The following is a 15,160-nucleotide window of genomic DNA, read 5'->3' as shown; positions in this document are numbered from 1 at the left end:
TCTGTTTCATTCTCCTATATCCTCGTTCCAGATCTCCGGTTTTTCAAGGATGAATTCAGCCATCATCTCTCTGCATTCTTCAAGATCGAGATCTGTCACATTGATCCCGTGTTCCTTCATGAATTCGGAAGCACCCTCGAAGTTCTCGGATTCACCGACAATGACTTCCTTTATTCCAAACTGAACTGCAGCTCCGGCACAGAGATAACATGGCATCAGTGTGGAATACAGAACCGTATCATTGTACTTTCCTATTCTTCCGGCATTCCTGATGCACACGATCTCAGCATGTGCAAGGGGGTCATTTTCCTGTACCCTCATGTTGTGGCCTTTCCCCACGACCTCGCCATCCTTTACAAGGACGGACCCGATGGGAATTCCTCCTTCTTCAAGTCCTTCTTTTGCTTCTTCTATTGCAAGCTGCATGAATTTGTCCATATGTTTCCCTCGCTGTGATCAGCTAATATGCATAAATTTTAATATAATATATAACTTCTCTTTTATATATTAACAATGAAGGACAGAAAAATGGAATATAACCGACTGCTCAAAAACTCCTTCAGAAATGTTCTTGACAATCTGCCTGTATACGGGCCGGCAACATTGATCCTTACTTTTGGTTCAATACTGCTGATTACCGCTCCTCCGCTTATTTACGGATTTGTCTTAATGCTCTCAAAGGGAGCAAGGCAGGAAAGTGTGAAGATCGTCGATGTTTTTGAGGGTTTTTGTTCGGGTAATTTTCTTAGAAGCTGGATATATACTATTCTGATGTTTGCTATAATGATCCTGTTTTTTATCATATGGGCAGTGCTCTATGTAGTTCTGGGACTTTCCATTGTCGCAGTTCTTACGCTGGCCGGCGTGATCCTGCCTGAGATTGTTATCATTATTTTAATGGTCGTGATATCAATCCTCATGGCCTGTATAGTCTCGATACCTGCTATCTTCATATTATTCGTGCTACCTCTGTTTGTGATCAAAAGATATGGTATCACGGATGCCCTGTCAGAAAGCATAGAGCTTGTAAAGGAGAACTTTGTAGCAAGTACGGTACTATGTGTTATTATAGCTTTGATCGCTCTTGCAGGGGTGGTTCCATATTATGCGGGAATGCTCTTGCAGTGGCCTGTTGCATTGAATCTATTGATCTATATAGTCGGGATATTGCTGACAATGCCACTGAGTCAGCAGATACTTGTAAACGCCACAATTGATCTGATGGATTAAGATATTCAGGATATTCAGGCCTTTAAATGAATTTTATCCTGGAATATTGGTAAAATAATAATCGTTGAGAAAAAGAGAAATCGGTAAAGTTGTCTTGATTTTTTAATACTGACCTTAGTAGTTAACAACAAGGTTACCGAAAAAACCTGTGTTATCATTTGTTGCAATGACCTTTGTCTTCAGTATCTCTATACCTATGTTCATGGTCTTTGAGGCAGCAAGTATCTGGATAAGAGAAAGCTTACCTTCTTCGAACATATCTCCCATGGTCCTCATTCCCTCTACGAATCCCTGCTCGATGACATCCACGGGATCCAGACCCATATCAAGGGCTTCCCGGGCTGCTTCTGCGGCTTCTGTATCGTTGATATCAATGACTGCAGATCTGGCTTTATCAAAAACATGCTGATTTACTGAATCTTGAGTATCCATAATATTACCTGTCCTTATTGAACCTGAATCAGAAGGTAAATTTTCTGACAATACTTTGCTTATCAGACCCTTTCCGGGTTCTGCCGATTTCTATAGTTTAAGATTGAGATAAGTTTTGTCTAGAAGAAATATATTTTTGTAAATAAACTATATAGTTTCATGATGTCTGTTATTCCCTGTAAACTAATATTTAATGGACACCAATCTAAAAAAGAGGGACTATGGGTGGAACATTATTCTGGATCTATTTGTTGAATGCGATTCTCCTGATAAATCATGAGATCGATTCGGCATACTGGGAAGAGTGGAAACTGTTCAGGATGCCCGGAGGTATAAACTTATTCCTGTTGCTTCATTTTCCAATCCTTTTCGTAGTTATTTACGGCCTTGTACTTGTATATCAGGGAAGCTATTATGGCTTGCTGATATCACTGCTTGTTTCTTTAAGCGGTATCTTTGCTTTTCTGGCACATACTTTTTTCCTGCTCAGGGGCAGGGAGGAGTTCAGGACCACAATGTCAATAATGATCCTGGTTTCAACATTGTTTTTCTCAATTGTACAACTAATTTATACACTTATGCTTTTGTACTGACAGATCACCAAAGACATTGGAGGAATCCTATTACTTCCAGTGGATATCCTTTTCTATCCTGAACACGCGGTCGTTCTTCCGGACCCTGTCAACAACAGCCAGTCCGGTTTCCATGCCTTTTTCCGCAGAACTTACTTTCTCTCCTTCGACCATCAGGGACAATACTTCCTGCTCGACATAGGTGGTCTTACCTTCGATGATTATCTGATCTCCTGTCCTGAGCCCCTGTTCCAGAAGTTTCACGGAAGCTGCGTTATTTTTCGGATAGAAGTTTGTCACGATTCCCACAGCTTCCCTCTTTACAGGGGATGCGTTCATATCATGATTGCATGCAAGCCCTTCAGGTCCGGGGTAGCCGAAGTAGAATCCGGTAGAAAACCCGCGGTTATATTCCAGTTCCATTTCCTTTTTTAGCAAAGCCGCAGACTCCGGCTTATAGGTCCCATTAAAGTAATCGTCAATAGCTTTTCTGTAGCATCTTGAAACCGTGGAAGTGTAGCCGGGGTTGCGCAGTCTCCCTTCTACCTTGAAGGAGTCAATACCGGCTTCCAACAGTGCAGGAATGTGTTCTATCATGCAGAGGTCCTTTGCACTGATGAGATATTTTCCTTCGATATCCACCTTCTCACCGCTATCCGAATGTAGTGACCATTCCCATCTGCAGGGCTGGCTGCACTCTCCGCAGTTGCCGGACTTTCCCAGCAGGTATGCCGAGAGGTAACATCTGCCTGACACTGCCTGGCACATGGCACCATGTACGAAAGCCTCCAGTTCAAGGTCTGTGTTTTCTCTGATATACTTGATCTGGTCCAGGCTGAGCTCCCTGGCAAGCACCACCCTGCTTGCACCCATGGATTCATAGAAATTGACGGTTTCCTGGTTTGAGACGTTTGCCTGGGTGGATATATGTATTTCCAGGTCATTAGCTGCTGCTTTCATAATGGCTGCCGGGTCCCAGACAATCACCGCATCAACCTCCGCAGATGCCGCAGTTTCCATCACCTCGTTCAGTTCCTGCAGATCATCAGGGTAAATCACGGAATTTACCGCAAGGTAAGCCTTTATTCCGTATTCATGTACACTCTCTACAAAATCGACCAGATTATCTGTTGTGATGTCCTGAGCCCTTGACCTGAGACTGAGCCTGTCAAGGGAGAAGTAGACTGCATCGGTATTATCTTTGCAAGCTTTGAGGGAAGCCATATTCCTGACTCCCATTGCAAGTTCCGGTGCTGATCTTTTTTTCATGTCTTTTGGCATGGTTTATGGATATGAACTATTCTTTAAATCCTTTCTGTCACTAACTCAAGTGAGTTTGTTTAATTGTCAACTTTTGTTCGTACTCGGGAACTTATATATAGTATTAAACACTATATCGATTTGTCAAAGGATGTTAGGCATCCCTATAAAGGACAAATATGGTAAAAACATGTCCTGAAAGACAACTTAAAATATAAGAGGTGAAAAGGTGGCTCCAGTAATGCCGTTGGTTATGATGCCTGAAGGCAAAACAAGTAAGATCGTATCCATCAACGCAGGTCGTTCCCTGATGAATCGCCTCATATCCATGGGATTTATCGAGAATTCTTTCCTCAGGATAAAGAGAGACAACATGGGTTCCCTTATCGTTGAGCTGAACGGGTGCAGTTATGCGCTCGGAAAAGGGATGGCTTCAAAGATCATGGTCCAGGAATGCTCTGCATGATCCGGATTAACCTGGATATCTGTCTGATCTGATTCTTTTTAATTTTCTACTTTCTTCTTATTCCAGTTTGTATGTTATTTCGGATTTCTGCCTGAGTTTTGCTAATACTTTCACCACAGTTTCTTCAATTTAATATACAGAGATATCAAATCTTCAGCTAAGTACGATCCAACAAGATGAAATTATGTGTGAGCAGGTATGTACGATTCAATGGCTGAAGTAAAGGGAAGAGTGAAACTGTGTCCTGATAAGAAGGACTCGGTCTCTGAAGAAAGTATGGTAGAACAATCTCTTCACTGGCCCATAAGTCCCATGGACCATTCAAAGCTTCATGCAAAGGGTATGGAGCATGAACATTATTCCACCGGAGTGATGCTGGATGTGAGGTTTTTTCCTTCCGTGGCATATGGTGTGCTCCCCTTAAGTCTTGATCATAAATATATATTCGATATCGAGATGGAATATCCTCTTTTTGATGAATCGGGCGATATAGAGATTGAGGACCTTGTGTATACCGCAGGTAAAAAACTGGATGAAAGCACATATGAGAGGGAGTTCAGGCCGGCACGTCTGAAAAAAGGGAAAGTGAACATTAAGGACCTGATTATCCTGAAAGCCCGCCGTGTGCTGGAATGTGATATCTGTATCAATGAAGTACTGGATGATGCCAGACAGCGGATGAGTAGATGGAACGAGGCGAAGGAGCAGCTGAAAACATACAATGAAAACGCCAGACGTGAATTCCTGAGAAAAGAACGTGAAACTGCCCTGCTCTTTGAGAAGCGGCAAAAAGAGGAAGCCATTCGTGAAGAGCAACTACAGAAAAATCACAACGAATGGATTAGAAAATGTGGCAGCTTGCGTCTTAATAAATGCCTGGAGGAGGGTTATGATTACAGAGAGCTGTACCATGTCGAAAGAGGCATGGAGTTGTTCGGGGAAGACTTTCGCCTTGATTATGATAACTCAGTTCTTGTTGAGAATTGCAAATGTCCTTCCCTTATGGTGCTTGAAACAATTGCAGTTCTCAGGAAAAAAGGTTTTTCAGGACGTGCAGTATGGTTGCCAAAGGGCCTGAAGGCAGCAGATAACAACTATGATTCTGTCAGCTGTGAAGCTGTGCTTGTGTTTTTTGAAGACAGGGCCTACTACAGGATTTTCAGTGATTGATATAATGTAGTGTGGAATTGAAATAAAGAAAAAAAGCAAAGGGACAGTTTTTATCCCTTATTTATGCGTATAATATGCTATCACTTCTTCATTGACACTGTCAATGCGACAGAAACCAAACCTCTCAAACTGAACCATATTGTCCAGCTCATTAGCTATCTGCTTTTCACCTGTTCCGTGGAACTCACCATCAGGTGATAGCACGGTTACGGGTATTCCGTTGGAAGGTGCCCAGTGAACTATCCTCATCTTCTCTTTTTTCACTGATTCAATGGAATCGTTCAGGTAAGCTGCCTGCAGGGGTTCAAGAGAAGTGATCTCAACATTGTAGAGATCCTTTAGCCTTATCTTCGAGCCAGCAGAGAGCTTGTCCGCATCTTCTTTACAAATGTATAGCTTCGGACCTGCCTCGATTTCACGGTTTCCGCGGTTTTCTGTGGGGTGCAGGGGCGGGGTTGCTGTGCAGGGCTCCTTGCCTGTGATCTCGATCTCAACCGGATCCCAGACGAAGAAGTACCTGTTTGCAGTCGGATCCACGAGTTTGCGGTTCTCTGCATAAAGGGTATCCATGCTGATGCTGATATCAGTTTCACCAACACCCATTTCTATAAAGAACTTGCGAATTGCCTCGGGGAGAATACCTCTTCTGCGAAGGGCACGCAGGGTTGGCAGCCGTGGGTCGTCCCAGCCTGAATACTCTCCGTCCTCGATAGCCTTACGCAGTGCACTGGTACTGAACTTTCCGAACTCGTGCATCTTCACGCGACCCCAGTGTGTGGTTTTCGGGTATTCCCATCCAAGATAGTCGTAGATATAGGTCTGGCGTTTCTCACTGTCCATCAGGTCCTTGCCTCTGATAATGTGGGTCATACCGAGTTCATGGTCCTCGATGGCACCCTCAAAATCAAGCAACGGCCAGACACAGTACTTATCTCCTACCTCCGGACGCGGATGCGGGGTCTTGACTATTCTGAAAGCACCGAAGTCACGCAATGCAGGGTCCTTGTGCCTGATATCCGTCTTGATACGCAGGACAGCGGATTTCTCTTCGTATTCTCCGGCTGTCATTTTCTCCCAGTGTTCTAGGTTCTCTTCAGGACTGACGTCCCTGTGAGGGCATGGTTCTTTTGCATCCTTGAATTTCTTGAAATCCGCACCGTCACAGAAGCAGACATACGCATGTCCCATTTCTATGAGTTTTTTCGCATAATCATAATATACGGGGACCCTGTCAGAGGCGATAACTACTTCGTCAGGGTCTGCCCCGAGCCATTTGCAGTCATCTATATACCAGTCATATGCCTCGAGCATGGGGCGTTTAGTCTGGGGATCGGTGTCATCGAAGCGTATGATGAACTTACCACCATACTTTTTCACATACTCGGAGTTTACAACAATACCGCGGGTACTTCCAAGGGTCGGCGGACCATTGGGATTTGGTGCAAAGCGCATCACGACCTTCTGTCCTTCCTCTATATCGAGTTCTTTCAGACCTTTGTCAGGTTCCTTTTTGGCGCAGAGTTCCTCGATCAGTTCAGGTGCGATCTCCTCAAGCCTGGCCTGCCATTGATCCGGATTTCCTTTTGCAACTTCGGTAAGTATTTCCTGGATAAAAGGAGTAACTTCCTTTGCCTTTGAACGCAGGTGAGGGCATTCACCCATAACACGACCCATAACGGCTCCTATCTGTGGCGCCTGTCCGTATTTTACAGCATTCTGGAGTGCATATTTTTCTACTGTCTTTTTGTCATCATCGGTTAATGTCATCTGTATTCTCCGCAAAGATAGAATCTCGATTAAGATCGATCAAAATTTTACTGATCACGATATGCTAGGTGAATTGTAAGAACCTGACTTAAATGTGCTCACTCAGGCTTGCCTATCTCTCTTATATGGGCTGCCTTGGAGATCACATCACAGATATCGCTTTCAAAATCAGACATGAACTGTTCCACCGCATCGCCTGCAACAGCTCCGTGGGAAGAGGGCTTGATAAGTTGTTCTTGCTCAAGTATACGGAGAGAATAGCGTACTTTATGAGTGGGCATTCCCGTATCCTCGGAAAGTTTCAGTATTCCGATAGGACCACGTTCGATTACCGCTTTTAAGACCATTAGATGGCGTTCTGCAAGTTCCAGTTCTTTGTTTATCTGATCGAACAGCATTATGCGACCTCATTTCCTAAAATTCCGATACCTTCGATTTCAATTTCCACAAAATCACCGGGGTTAAGTTCACCAACACCGGGAGGGGTTCCTGTTGCTATAATATCCCCCACTTCCAGTGTCATTATGCCTGATATGAACTCTATCAGGTAGGGTATGTCAAATATAAGATTGGAAGTATTGGAATCCTGCCTGATCTCTCCGTTGACACGTGTCTTTATGGGTGCGTTATCAACTTCGAATTCCTCAACCGGTACAATAAAAGGCCCCACCGGTGCAAAAGTGTCAAAGCTTTTGGATCTGGTCCACTGACCATCCCTGCTCTGGAGGTCCCTGGCCGTAACATCATTGAAACAGGTAAATCCGGCGATCACGTCATAGGCCCGTTCATAACTTATGTTCTTGCACTTTTTTCCGATGATCGCTGCAAGCTCGCCCTCATAGTCAACTCTCTGGCTGGACTTAGGATAGATTATCTTATCTTTATGTCCTATCATGGACGATGAAGGTTTCAGGAAAATTATAGGCTCTTCGGGAACCTTCATACCAAGCTCGACCGCATGGTCATGGTAGTTCAGGCCCACACATATTATCTTTGAAGGAAGGCTTGGCGGAAGAACCTCAAGTTCCTCCATCTCGTATGTTTTCCCGTCACCATCATGGGAGGTGACAATCCCGTCACTGAACTCTCCGTAGAATATCTCATCGGAATATTTGAACCGGCCGAACATCAATGAACTCTTTTGCTTTCATTCTAGATAAGCATAGATGTTCTTTATGCAGTTAAGTTCGTATCTGCAATACGAAAAAAGAAGATTGTGGAATTAAAAAGCAAAAGTTTTCCTGTTAACATAGTATTTTGATCTGCCGCCTGAGGATTTAGAGGTATTTTTTTTCTTCATCTTTTTCTTCTTGCTGCTCTTTTTAGGAGCTTTCTTGTTTTCAACGTCAAATCTTACCTTATGTATTGCAAGGTCTACTGCCAGTCCCCTGAGCATCCACCTCAGGGCCTGGGCCTGCAGGTGCTTCATTTTATCTGTTTTTCCTGCAAATTCCAGGGCAGCTTTTGCTGTTGCTTCCCTGCCGGCCATTTTCTGCAATTCATACAATTCCATCCCGGATAAAAGGTCCTTTGATCCCGGATGCAGTCTCTTATACATCTTTGCGGAAGGGAAAGGAGTTGAATTCATTGCTGATATCTTACGTCTGAGGTTATTCGATATCGGTGCGATTTCAATATCCATAATGCATTTTCTGTCATTCGGATATTCTATCCGGACCTTTTGCTTTGATTTTGAAAGCCTGTCGGCTCTCTGGTTCTGTATCCTAGGAACCCATCTGAAATGTATATCAAGTTCGTACTGTTTGATAATAGAACTTATATCCTCATATATGGCCTTTATATGATGGTTTTCTATCGGGTAGATACCTCGCATCTGGTAGATCACGGTCTGGCTGTCCCCGATCACAGTAAGAGGTCCCTGTCCGTCAGCTTTCACATATTCAAGCATGCCTTTTTTCAGGGCAATATATTCTGCAAAAAGAGCGTTATTGCTATTGCTTTTATCAAGGCGGTCGTTTCCGAGTATCGAGTATGAGCTGTTGTTAAGTGTAACCACCCAGCCCACCCCCATACAGCCACCCGGATTAGGACTGCATGAGCCGTCAAAGGTAATTAGATCCATGTCTCTGGTACTGATTATCTCTATGGTTTTCAGCCGTACACAGGATGTTATCCCTTGCATAAATAATATTATTTTATGACTATATAATATTGTGGAATTGTAAGTATTTATAATTCAAAATATCTATTTATATTGGGGAATCTATATAGTACATTCAAGCATATGTGTGCTTTCATGAAAAAACCATGGAGGGGAAAAATCACATGCTCCGTGAATCTCAGGGAGATATAAGATGAAACACAGGCATGAGTATCATGCAACACCACGCAGACTGCGTGAGCGTGATAAGTTCGAGTAGAGTATAGATATTTCCTTTGATGAATCGCTCAGTGCAGTTTGCTTTAACTGAGCAGCCCCATCTTACTTTTTAACCGAATACTGTTTTTAGAATAGTCAGAACTGGATTTTGGAATTATAAAAAAAGTTTGAAGTGCATTATCGCAAAGATAGCACAGAATCCTTTGGTTAAAAGGACAGGGTCACTGTATAAGATGATGTTTCATCACATCAGTTCCCCTGTCCTCCATATTCCATTATCAGATAAATTCCAGTAACTTGAATGCTATCACAATTGCCACGATACCCACAAGCCAGAATTTTATCATTTCATTGGGGGGTATCCTGACGTCCACCTGGCCACTTTCAGATCCGCTAACTCCGGGATTTCCGGTACGTGATATGTCTGATCCGGGCATTTGCATGTCCTTTTCAGCTTTGCCGGCAGAAGTATCACCAGTCAGGAAGGAGTCTGATACGGGAGCTGTTTCAGGCTCAGAGCCAATTATGCTTCCGGTTATCTCTTCTTTGCTGGAGATTGGAGATACCACTTCTTCTGAATTTTCTTCATCCCTTTCTACACCTGATACGGCAGCAAAAGTAATTTCCTCCTCGTCCTGGGTGGGAATTTCCTGCGAAAATTCATCCTCTCTTGTTTCCGGTCCTACAAAGGTGTTATCATCGAAGCTTTCATCCTCATTACTGTTTCCAAGGCCGGAAAAGATTGATTCCTCCCCTACAGGTGGTGTGAATCCTATACTCTGGTCTTCTGCCTTTTCAGTAACCCATTCATCTTTTTGCTCTGCCTGAGGATGTATTATCTCAAATTCATCGGAATCGGAAAACTGCTCTGATTCCGAGTCGATTGTGGGCTCGAAGGTGTCCGTTTTTCCTATAAGGCCCTGGTAATCTGGATCTATCTCGATCGCATGGTCAAAACTTCTCTGTGCGTCATTGAAACGCCCCATCTTTTCCAGAACACGCCCTTTCCTGAACCATGCCTCGGCATTATATGGGTTATAATCCAGTGATTTGGTATAATACTCTACCTGTTTTTCCTGTGTTTTGGCAGTTTCAGCCATATTGAACCAGGTTTCAGCGGCTTTTAATTTCTTTTTTGTTTTTACTTCGTCCATCATTCCCATAATAACACCTTGTATCAACAATCATAGATCGAATTTCATCATGATATTAGCCGGAAGGAATCTTCCATCGTTATAAATAGTTATATAATAGTATATAAATAATTACTTTGATGAAATCGGACGTGATCTCTTTCTTATAGTTATGGTAGGCGTTGTCAAAACTTATTTGTGGAATGTCTGCTACTAAAATTAAATGCCGGGGATCATATGATAAAAAAATCAGATAATGATGATTACATCAGTGCAAGAGAAAGGCGACAGCTCCTCGCAGCACTGAATACCCGTCTTTTCTGGGTAGGTGAAGAAGTACCATATCGTACTGAGGTTGATGGGAATGTATATAATTTCCATGAGATCGTCTGGGATTTGCTTATGAAAAAAGAGCTTACGGATGAGGACCGTAAGCAGATAGACAATTATATTTCCTACCTCCAGGATAAAGCGAACGAGGATAAACTTGAACTAAAGACCGAGAGGTTGACAAGGGAAGAAGCAAAAAGGCTCTTTGACGAAGCAGCAGGCCTGATGCGCACGATAATGGACCTTAAGGACATCGAGGAAGGTAAGGCAAAAGAAAAAAGGAAGCAGTTCCATGAAGTGTTCGCACGTCAGCGTGTGGCCGAAGCCAGAAGATGGCTACGTTTTTTAAAAGAAAACACTTAGATCAAAATAGATATAGTCTAATGGCTCCGGCTTTCATCATCCTGAAATACATACTCGAAAGACCACATGGGCAATCCTTCAACTTCTGTATTCTCCAGGTGCTCCATCTCGTGGGCGGCATAATAGGCCGAAGGGCCTGTGAACATCACAACGTTCTCAAGTGTGTCCCCGATGAAGATCTTTCTTTTCTCCGTGCTTATCTTCGCCACAAGTATCCTTTTTGCATTGAGGGTTATTGAATGTGGTCTGATGAGCAATACCCTTGATTCTTTGTTGCCGCATTTTTCCAGTCGGTTCACATGTCCTTCCTTTTTTAACACTTCAGGGTCTATAAGCAGGTATATCTCTTCTACAGTGTTTCCGATCTTCGTTTCTTCGTCATAGAGAGTATAGACCTTCATAACAGAGATACTTTTCAGATGCTCTGCAGAATAACTCCACGCCCCTCCAATTTTCAGTGATAGCAGCATTGGATAAAAAGCGTCCCTGGGAAGGTCGAAATTTCTGAAGATGGCTTCCTCCCTGGCACTGAAAACGAGCATGGATCTCAGGTCACTTACTTTCATGGTTTATTAACTATTGTATCATAATGATAAATAGCTATAGCAGAATGATTATTTTCTCAATGGCTTAAATCTGCCCTATCCCATTCCCCCTTACTCTTCAGAGCTGTTATCAGATATCTCTTCTTGTCCTGTATTGTTCTGGGTTTCTGAAATATTCCCGGAGAATGGCTGTTCAAAGGTTCCCAGGGGTGTATCAAAATACAGTACTCCCTCAACACTCCATACAAGCTCTCCCTGTCTCAGGGCACTGAAGATCGTAGCCGGTACAATTGTTGGTTCTGTAGTAAAGTTGGTTGATGTCCTTCTGCCTTCTTCAGGCGGTATCTCAACAGCTTCCTCAAAGCTTCCGTTGCCGATGTTCACATCGTTTGCATAGACTGTATAATTCATTCTTTCAAGTCTGGCAGTGACATCGTTTGGGTTGTAGATATCAAGGGTTACATTCAGGTCGATAAGATCCGAGCTGAACTCGTTAACCTCGATACTCCTTACAGTGATCTCAGTATCTTCTATTGCTCTTATCTGCTCTTCCCGGCTTTCACAACCCATACTCATAATGCCTGCCAGCAGAATAAGAAAAACCACTCCGCTCATCAACACATATCTTCTCATTTCGGAACACTTCCGTATCTTCCCATTTGCCCATAAAAAAGATTCCCGGACCGGCTTAAATCACATTAGGAAACTGAAATACTAATACGGGTATTTCTCTGAAGGCAGGTTCTAAAAACCCGGTTGAAAACATTTTCAATCTGCTTTAATACAAAAAGCGGAAAACTAGATTTATATCCTACTACTTTCATTAGATTTATACTTACATAAAGGAGCATGGATTATGAAGGTAAGAATGGTAAAATGCACTGACGTGGGCATCGGCAATTGTAGCTACATGGCAATGGGATATGACCTGGAAGAAGTTGAACAGAAAATGTTCGATCATGTTGACACCGAGCACAAGGACCTGCTTGAAACAATGTCCCATGAAGAAGTCCACGAACTGAAACACAGGATATCAGCCTTCCTTGGGAGAAGCTGTGGCTGTGGTCATCTTCCAAAACCCTGAAAAAACTGAAAACCTTACCTGTATAGGTGCCTCACAGCTTGACACGCCCTATGATGGTCATACATGTCTTTCTGCGAGGCAACTATGAAAGGAGGGCTTACTTAAGACACATTGGTCCGTATTTGGTATTAGTAAAAAATCGTATAAATACTAATAAGCAATAATGTTCCTACACATTATTTCTTTTCTATGAAATTCTTTTTTAAATAGTTCTACTGTGTCTGATATTATTCCTTCTCTGGCATAAGCTACATATACCGACGACCAGAATACTGTATCGGGAGTTGATATTTTGAAAGCACTTGTATTCGGAGCGGACGGCTTTGAGGATGTGGAACTGATCTATCCGTATCACCGTCTTAAGGAAGAAGGAGTGGATGCAAAGATCGCATCTCTCCAGAGGGGAACAATTACGGGCAAACACGGCTACTCTGTTAATGTCGATCTGGGTTTTGATGAGATTGATCCTGCAGAGTATGACCTTCTGGTAATTTCCGGTGGAAAGGGTCCTGAGAAGATGCGCCTTGATTCTAATGCACTTGAAATAACCAGGCATTTCTTTAAAGAGAACAAGCCTGTTGCGGCAATATGCCATGGCCCCCAGCTATTGATCTCTGCTGGTGTTATCAAAGGCCGGAAGGCTACAAGCTGGCCGGGAGTTATCGATGACCTGAAGGCCGCGGGTGCGGACATATATGATGAGGAAGTCGTGGTCGATGGTAATCTGATCACTTCCAGAAGTCCTCATGACCTGTTCGCATTTGGCAGGGAAATGATGGAACTTCTAAATAAATGATTGATCAATAAAAGCCGGAGCATCAATGCTCCATTATTTTTTCCATGGTGTTTTCCACTCCAAGGGCAACACCTTCAACTTCAATTCCACCTTTTCCCTTTGCTCCGTCACCCACAACAAAGAGATTCTTAACCGGGGTTATATTTGTCAGGTCAGAACCGGAAGATGACCTGTTCACAGGCCAGTCGTTGGAATATGACTGGATGAGGAGTACTTCATATTCCTTGCCTGCAAATATATCCTCAAGATCCTGAAGTCCGAGCTCGATTTCTTCATCAAGTCTGTCGAGATTTTCCGGGAGAACGCACTGATGTGACATTGTTAGGTGTTTTCCCGCAGGAGCAAGGTCCGGATCGATGTTGGTCACCTCATTGATGCCGTTCACTCTTTTCCCGTAGGGTGTGAGCAGCACTCCGCCGTGGCCTATGAGGGGCTTATCTGATGAGAGGCAAATTTTAACACCGGCAGATGGTTTCAACTTTTTCGCCTCATCAATGTATTTTCTTATGTCTCCGTTTCCTGCTACACCATTCAGCAGGCCGGTTGTGATTGAGTGCCCTACGTCACTTATGACCAGGTCAGAGATGTATTCCTGACCGTCTGCAAGCACTCCTTTTACATTTCCGTTGTCAGTTAGTATGCCGGTGACCTCTGTGGATGTATGTATGGTGCCGCCGTTTGCTTTTACGATATCAGCGAGTGCATCGGTGATGGCCTTACACCCACCAAGAGGTACTCCGGCACCTCCGTAGCGGTAGAGATTCTCAATTATCTCAAATGCTTCTTCAACAGGCACGTCCCTGGATGTCAGGCTGAGTGCCCATCCAAAGAAAGAGTCTGACATGCGGTAGGTCCAGTCCTGGTCCAGATGTTTTTTGCACCATTCATAAAAGGAGCCTTCACTGGGTGGGTTCTTCCTTGTAGTAATAATGTAGAATGCAAGTTTCATGCGGTTGATAAGGGAGAACGGCATTTTGAAGTCCTCAAAAAGCAGATCTTTATGTCCGAACTTATAGTCCGTGTCTCCTCTTTTTCTGGGTATCCTGATAACAGCTGTTGGTTTTTTGCGTATTATCTCCACATCGGCACCCACATCTTCCAGCAGCCTGGCAAGGGGTCCGGAGGGCCCGTGGGGTATCATATGCAGTGCACCAGTGGTTAGTTGAAAACCTTTGTATGGAATATTTGTGAACCTGCCGCCGATTATGGGGAGGCGCTCGAATACCTCTACCTCGTATCCTGATTCTGAGAGCTTGGCTGCACTTAAAAGTCCTCCCAGCCCGGCACCGATAATAATTGCCTTCATTTTATACCTCGATCGCTTTAACCGGGCAGTATGCAGCGCACATGCCACAGTTTGTGCAGTTGTCCTTCATGCTTGCCCTGACTCTTACTATTATGGCATCAAATTTGCAAAATGTGGCACATTGGCCACATCCAACACAATTATCGTTTATTTTCATAGAACCTCACCGGACTTTCTTTAATAAAATGACTAACAATAAAAGCATTATCGTCCCGATACAACTTATGCACATAGGATTGCTGTTTCTGGCGGACGGATTTGCAGGTTGTTTATTTCTCCCGGGAATCCTTTCTGTCATCCTGTGTCATAATATGTTCCTGACATAGTAAAAAATAGAAAAATATATTATTATCTTCGATTATTTA

At 43.4% G+C, this 15,160-nt stretch carries 19 protein-coding genes; 7 read left to right on the top strand and 12 right to left on the bottom strand.

Annotation, left to right across the window (positions count from 1 at the left end):
- Positions 1-6 precede the first annotated feature (6 nt).
- Positions 7-438 (bottom strand): nucleoside deaminase, encoded by a 432-nt coding sequence (locus tag HWN40_RS10160; protein ID WP_176965626.1) that lies wholly within the window; start codon positions 436-438, stop codon positions 7-9.
- A gap of 75 nt (positions 439-513) precedes the next feature.
- On the opposite strand from HWN40_RS10160, the gene HWN40_RS10155 reads away from it, so the two are divergent.
- A complete protein-coding gene (locus HWN40_RS10155; protein ID WP_176965625.1) occupies positions 514-1,230 on the top strand; it encodes a hypothetical protein in 717 nt (238 codons plus the stop codon).
- Positions 1,231-1,344: 114 nt separating this feature from the next.
- On the opposite strand, the gene HWN40_RS10150 is transcribed toward HWN40_RS10155, so the two are convergent.
- Entirely contained in the window at positions 1,345-1,662 is a 318-nt protein-coding gene (locus tag HWN40_RS10150; RefSeq protein WP_176965624.1) for a B12-binding domain-containing protein, read from the bottom strand.
- A 221-nt stretch (positions 1,663-1,883) separates the two neighbouring features.
- Between HWN40_RS10150 and HWN40_RS10145 the strand changes: the two genes are divergently transcribed.
- Positions 1,884-2,255: a DUF6713 family protein gene (locus HWN40_RS10145; RefSeq protein ID WP_176965623.1), complete on the top strand. Its 372-nt coding sequence runs from the start codon at positions 1,884-1,886 to the stop codon at positions 2,253-2,255.
- Between the two features lie 30 nt (positions 2,256-2,285).
- Here HWN40_RS10145 and HWN40_RS10140 read toward each other — a convergent pair whose 3' ends face one another.
- The gene (locus HWN40_RS10140; RefSeq protein WP_246275897.1) at positions 2,286-3,515 is read right to left on the bottom strand and encodes a peptidase U32 family protein; all 1,230 of its coding nucleotides are present in this window, start codon (positions 3,513-3,515) and stop codon (positions 2,286-2,288) included.
- Positions 3,516-3,723: 208 nt separating this feature from the next.
- Here HWN40_RS10140 and HWN40_RS10135 point away from each other — a divergent pair, with 208 nt between their 5' ends.
- The gene (locus tag HWN40_RS10135) at positions 3,724-3,960 is read left to right on the top strand and encodes a FeoA family protein (protein ID WP_176965622.1); all 237 of its coding nucleotides are present in this window, start codon (positions 3,724-3,726) and stop codon (positions 3,958-3,960) included.
- A gap of 210 nt (positions 3,961-4,170) precedes the next feature.
- On the top strand, positions 4,171-5,130 hold the full coding sequence (locus HWN40_RS10130) for a hypothetical protein (RefSeq protein ID WP_176965621.1): 960 nt from the start codon (positions 4,171-4,173) through the stop codon (positions 5,128-5,130).
- Positions 5,131-5,187: 57 nt separating this feature from the next.
- Here the strand turns inward: HWN40_RS10130 and HWN40_RS10125 are convergent, their stop codons facing one another.
- The 5 genes from HWN40_RS10125 to HWN40_RS10105 all read right to left on the bottom strand — a co-directional run bounded on the left by HWN40_RS10125 (position 5,188) and on the right by HWN40_RS10105 (position 10,401).
- Positions 5,188-6,897, bottom strand: a complete 1,710-nt coding sequence (locus tag HWN40_RS10125; RefSeq protein WP_176965620.1) for a glutamate--tRNA ligase — start codon at positions 6,895-6,897, stop codon at positions 5,188-5,190.
- 98 nt (positions 6,898-6,995) lie between these two features.
- The gene (locus HWN40_RS10120; protein ID WP_176965619.1) at positions 6,996-7,295 is read right to left on the bottom strand and encodes a hypothetical protein; all 300 of its coding nucleotides are present in this window, start codon (positions 7,293-7,295) and stop codon (positions 6,996-6,998) included.
- A complete protein-coding gene (locus tag HWN40_RS10115; protein WP_176965618.1) occupies positions 7,295-8,026 on the bottom strand; it encodes a fumarylacetoacetate hydrolase family protein in 732 nt (243 codons plus the stop codon). Before HWN40_RS10115 ends, HWN40_RS10120 begins: the two co-directional genes overlap by 1 nt.
- A 93-nt stretch (positions 8,027-8,119) precedes the next feature.
- Positions 8,120-9,040: a ribonuclease HI family protein gene (locus HWN40_RS10110; protein ID WP_176965617.1), complete on the bottom strand. Its 921-nt coding sequence runs from the start codon at positions 9,038-9,040 to the stop codon at positions 8,120-8,122.
- 476 nt (positions 9,041-9,516) lie between these two features.
- Positions 9,517-10,401, bottom strand: a complete 885-nt coding sequence (locus HWN40_RS10105; RefSeq protein WP_176965616.1) for a tetratricopeptide repeat protein — start codon at positions 10,399-10,401, stop codon at positions 9,517-9,519.
- A gap of 207 nt (positions 10,402-10,608) precedes the next feature.
- Here HWN40_RS10105 and HWN40_RS10100 point away from each other — a divergent pair, with 207 nt between their 5' ends.
- Positions 10,609-11,064 (top strand): DUF5788 family protein, encoded by a 456-nt coding sequence (locus HWN40_RS10100; protein ID WP_176965615.1) that lies wholly within the window; start codon positions 10,609-10,611, stop codon positions 11,062-11,064.
- A gap of 17 nt (positions 11,065-11,081) precedes the next feature.
- On the opposite strand, the gene HWN40_RS10095 is transcribed toward HWN40_RS10100, so the two are convergent.
- Together HWN40_RS10095 and HWN40_RS10090 are read right to left on the bottom strand one after the other, a co-directional pair.
- Entirely contained in the window at positions 11,082-11,630 is a 549-nt protein-coding gene (locus tag HWN40_RS10095; RefSeq protein ID WP_176965614.1) for a hypothetical protein, read from the bottom strand.
- Between the two features lie 90 nt (positions 11,631-11,720).
- Positions 11,721-12,242, bottom strand: a complete 522-nt coding sequence (locus tag HWN40_RS10090) for an LEA/WHy family protein (RefSeq protein ID WP_176965613.1) — start codon at positions 12,240-12,242, stop codon at positions 11,721-11,723.
- Positions 12,243-12,465: 223 nt separating this feature from the next.
- Between HWN40_RS10090 and HWN40_RS10085 the strand changes: the two genes are divergently transcribed.
- Positions 12,466-12,693, top strand: a complete 228-nt coding sequence (locus HWN40_RS10085) for a DUF1059 domain-containing protein (protein ID WP_176965612.1) — start codon at positions 12,466-12,468, stop codon at positions 12,691-12,693.
- A 292-nt stretch (positions 12,694-12,985) separates the two neighbouring features.
- A complete protein-coding gene (locus HWN40_RS10080) occupies positions 12,986-13,489 on the top strand; it encodes a type 1 glutamine amidotransferase domain-containing protein (protein WP_176965611.1) in 504 nt (167 codons plus the stop codon).
- 22 nt (positions 13,490-13,511) lie between these two features.
- Here HWN40_RS10080 and HWN40_RS10075 read toward each other — a convergent pair whose 3' ends face one another.
- Together HWN40_RS10075 and HWN40_RS10070 are read right to left on the bottom strand one after the other, a co-directional pair.
- Complete coding sequence (locus HWN40_RS10075; protein ID WP_176965610.1) at positions 13,512-14,795, bottom strand: phytoene desaturase family protein; 1,284 nt, start codon at positions 14,793-14,795, stop codon at positions 13,512-13,514.
- Position 14,796: 1 nt separating this feature from the next.
- On the bottom strand, positions 14,797-14,952 hold the full coding sequence (locus HWN40_RS10070; protein WP_176965609.1) for a 4Fe-4S binding protein: 156 nt from the start codon (positions 14,950-14,952) through the stop codon (positions 14,797-14,799).
- Positions 14,953-15,160: the final 208 nt, after the last annotated feature.

The sequence above is a fragment of the Methanolobus zinderi genome (assembly GCF_013388255.1).
Classification (GTDB): Archaea; Halobacteriota; Methanosarcinia; order Methanosarcinales; family Methanosarcinaceae; genus Methanolobus; species Methanolobus zinderi.
The sequence above is the reverse complement of the archived record's forward strand: the minus strand, read 5'-3'. Positions and strand labels throughout refer to the sequence as shown.

Bases quoted from the DNA above. Each gene is read 5' to 3' on its own strand.
- HWN40_RS10105 (WP_176965616.1), bottom strand. From the start codon at position 10,401: ATGGGAATGATGGACGAAGTAAAAACAAAAAAGAAATTAAAAGCCGCT.
- HWN40_RS10115 (WP_176965618.1), bottom strand. From the start codon at position 8,026: ATGTTCGGCCGGTTCAAATATTCCGATGAGATATTCTACGGAGAGTTC.
- HWN40_RS10075 (WP_176965610.1), bottom strand. From the start codon at position 14,795: ATGAAGGCAATTATTATCGGTGCCGGGCTGGGAGGACTTTTAAGTGCA.
- HWN40_RS10110 (WP_176965617.1), bottom strand. From the start codon at position 9,040: ATGCAAGGGATAACATCCTGTGTACGGCTGAAAACCATAGAGATAATC.
- HWN40_RS10150 (WP_176965624.1), bottom strand. From the start codon at position 1,662: ATGGATACTCAAGATTCAGTAAATCAGCATGTTTTTGATAAAGCCAGA.
- HWN40_RS10090 (WP_176965613.1), bottom strand. From the start codon at position 12,242: ATGAGAAGATATGTGTTGATGAGCGGAGTGGTTTTTCTTATTCTGCTG.
- HWN40_RS10130 (WP_176965621.1), top strand. From the start codon at position 4,171: ATGGCTGAAGTAAAGGGAAGAGTGAAACTGTGTCCTGATAAGAAGGAC.
- HWN40_RS10155 (WP_176965625.1), top strand. From the start codon at position 514: ATGAAGGACAGAAAAATGGAATATAACCGACTGCTCAAAAACTCCTTC.
- HWN40_RS10070 (WP_176965609.1), bottom strand. From the start codon at position 14,952: ATGAAAATAAACGATAATTGTGTTGGATGTGGCCAATGTGCCACATTT.
- HWN40_RS10120 (WP_176965619.1), bottom strand. From the start codon at position 7,295: ATGCTGTTCGATCAGATAAACAAAGAACTGGAACTTGCAGAACGCCAT.
- HWN40_RS10100 (WP_176965615.1), top strand. From the start codon at position 10,609: ATGATAAAAAAATCAGATAATGATGATTACATCAGTGCAAGAGAAAGG.
- HWN40_RS10140 (WP_246275897.1), bottom strand. From the start codon at position 3,515: ATGCCAAAAGACATGAAAAAAAGATCAGCACCGGAACTTGCAATGGGA.
- HWN40_RS10085 (WP_176965612.1), top strand. From the start codon at position 12,466: ATGAAGGTAAGAATGGTAAAATGCACTGACGTGGGCATCGGCAATTGT.
- HWN40_RS10095 (WP_176965614.1), bottom strand. From the start codon at position 11,630: ATGAAAGTAAGTGACCTGAGATCCATGCTCGTTTTCAGTGCCAGGGAG.
- HWN40_RS10125 (WP_176965620.1), bottom strand. From the start codon at position 6,897: ATGACATTAACCGATGATGACAAAAAGACAGTAGAAAAATATGCACTC.
- HWN40_RS10145 (WP_176965623.1), top strand. From the start codon at position 1,884: ATGGGTGGAACATTATTCTGGATCTATTTGTTGAATGCGATTCTCCTG.
- HWN40_RS10160 (WP_176965626.1), bottom strand. From the start codon at position 438: ATGGACAAATTCATGCAGCTTGCAATAGAAGAAGCAAAAGAAGGACTT.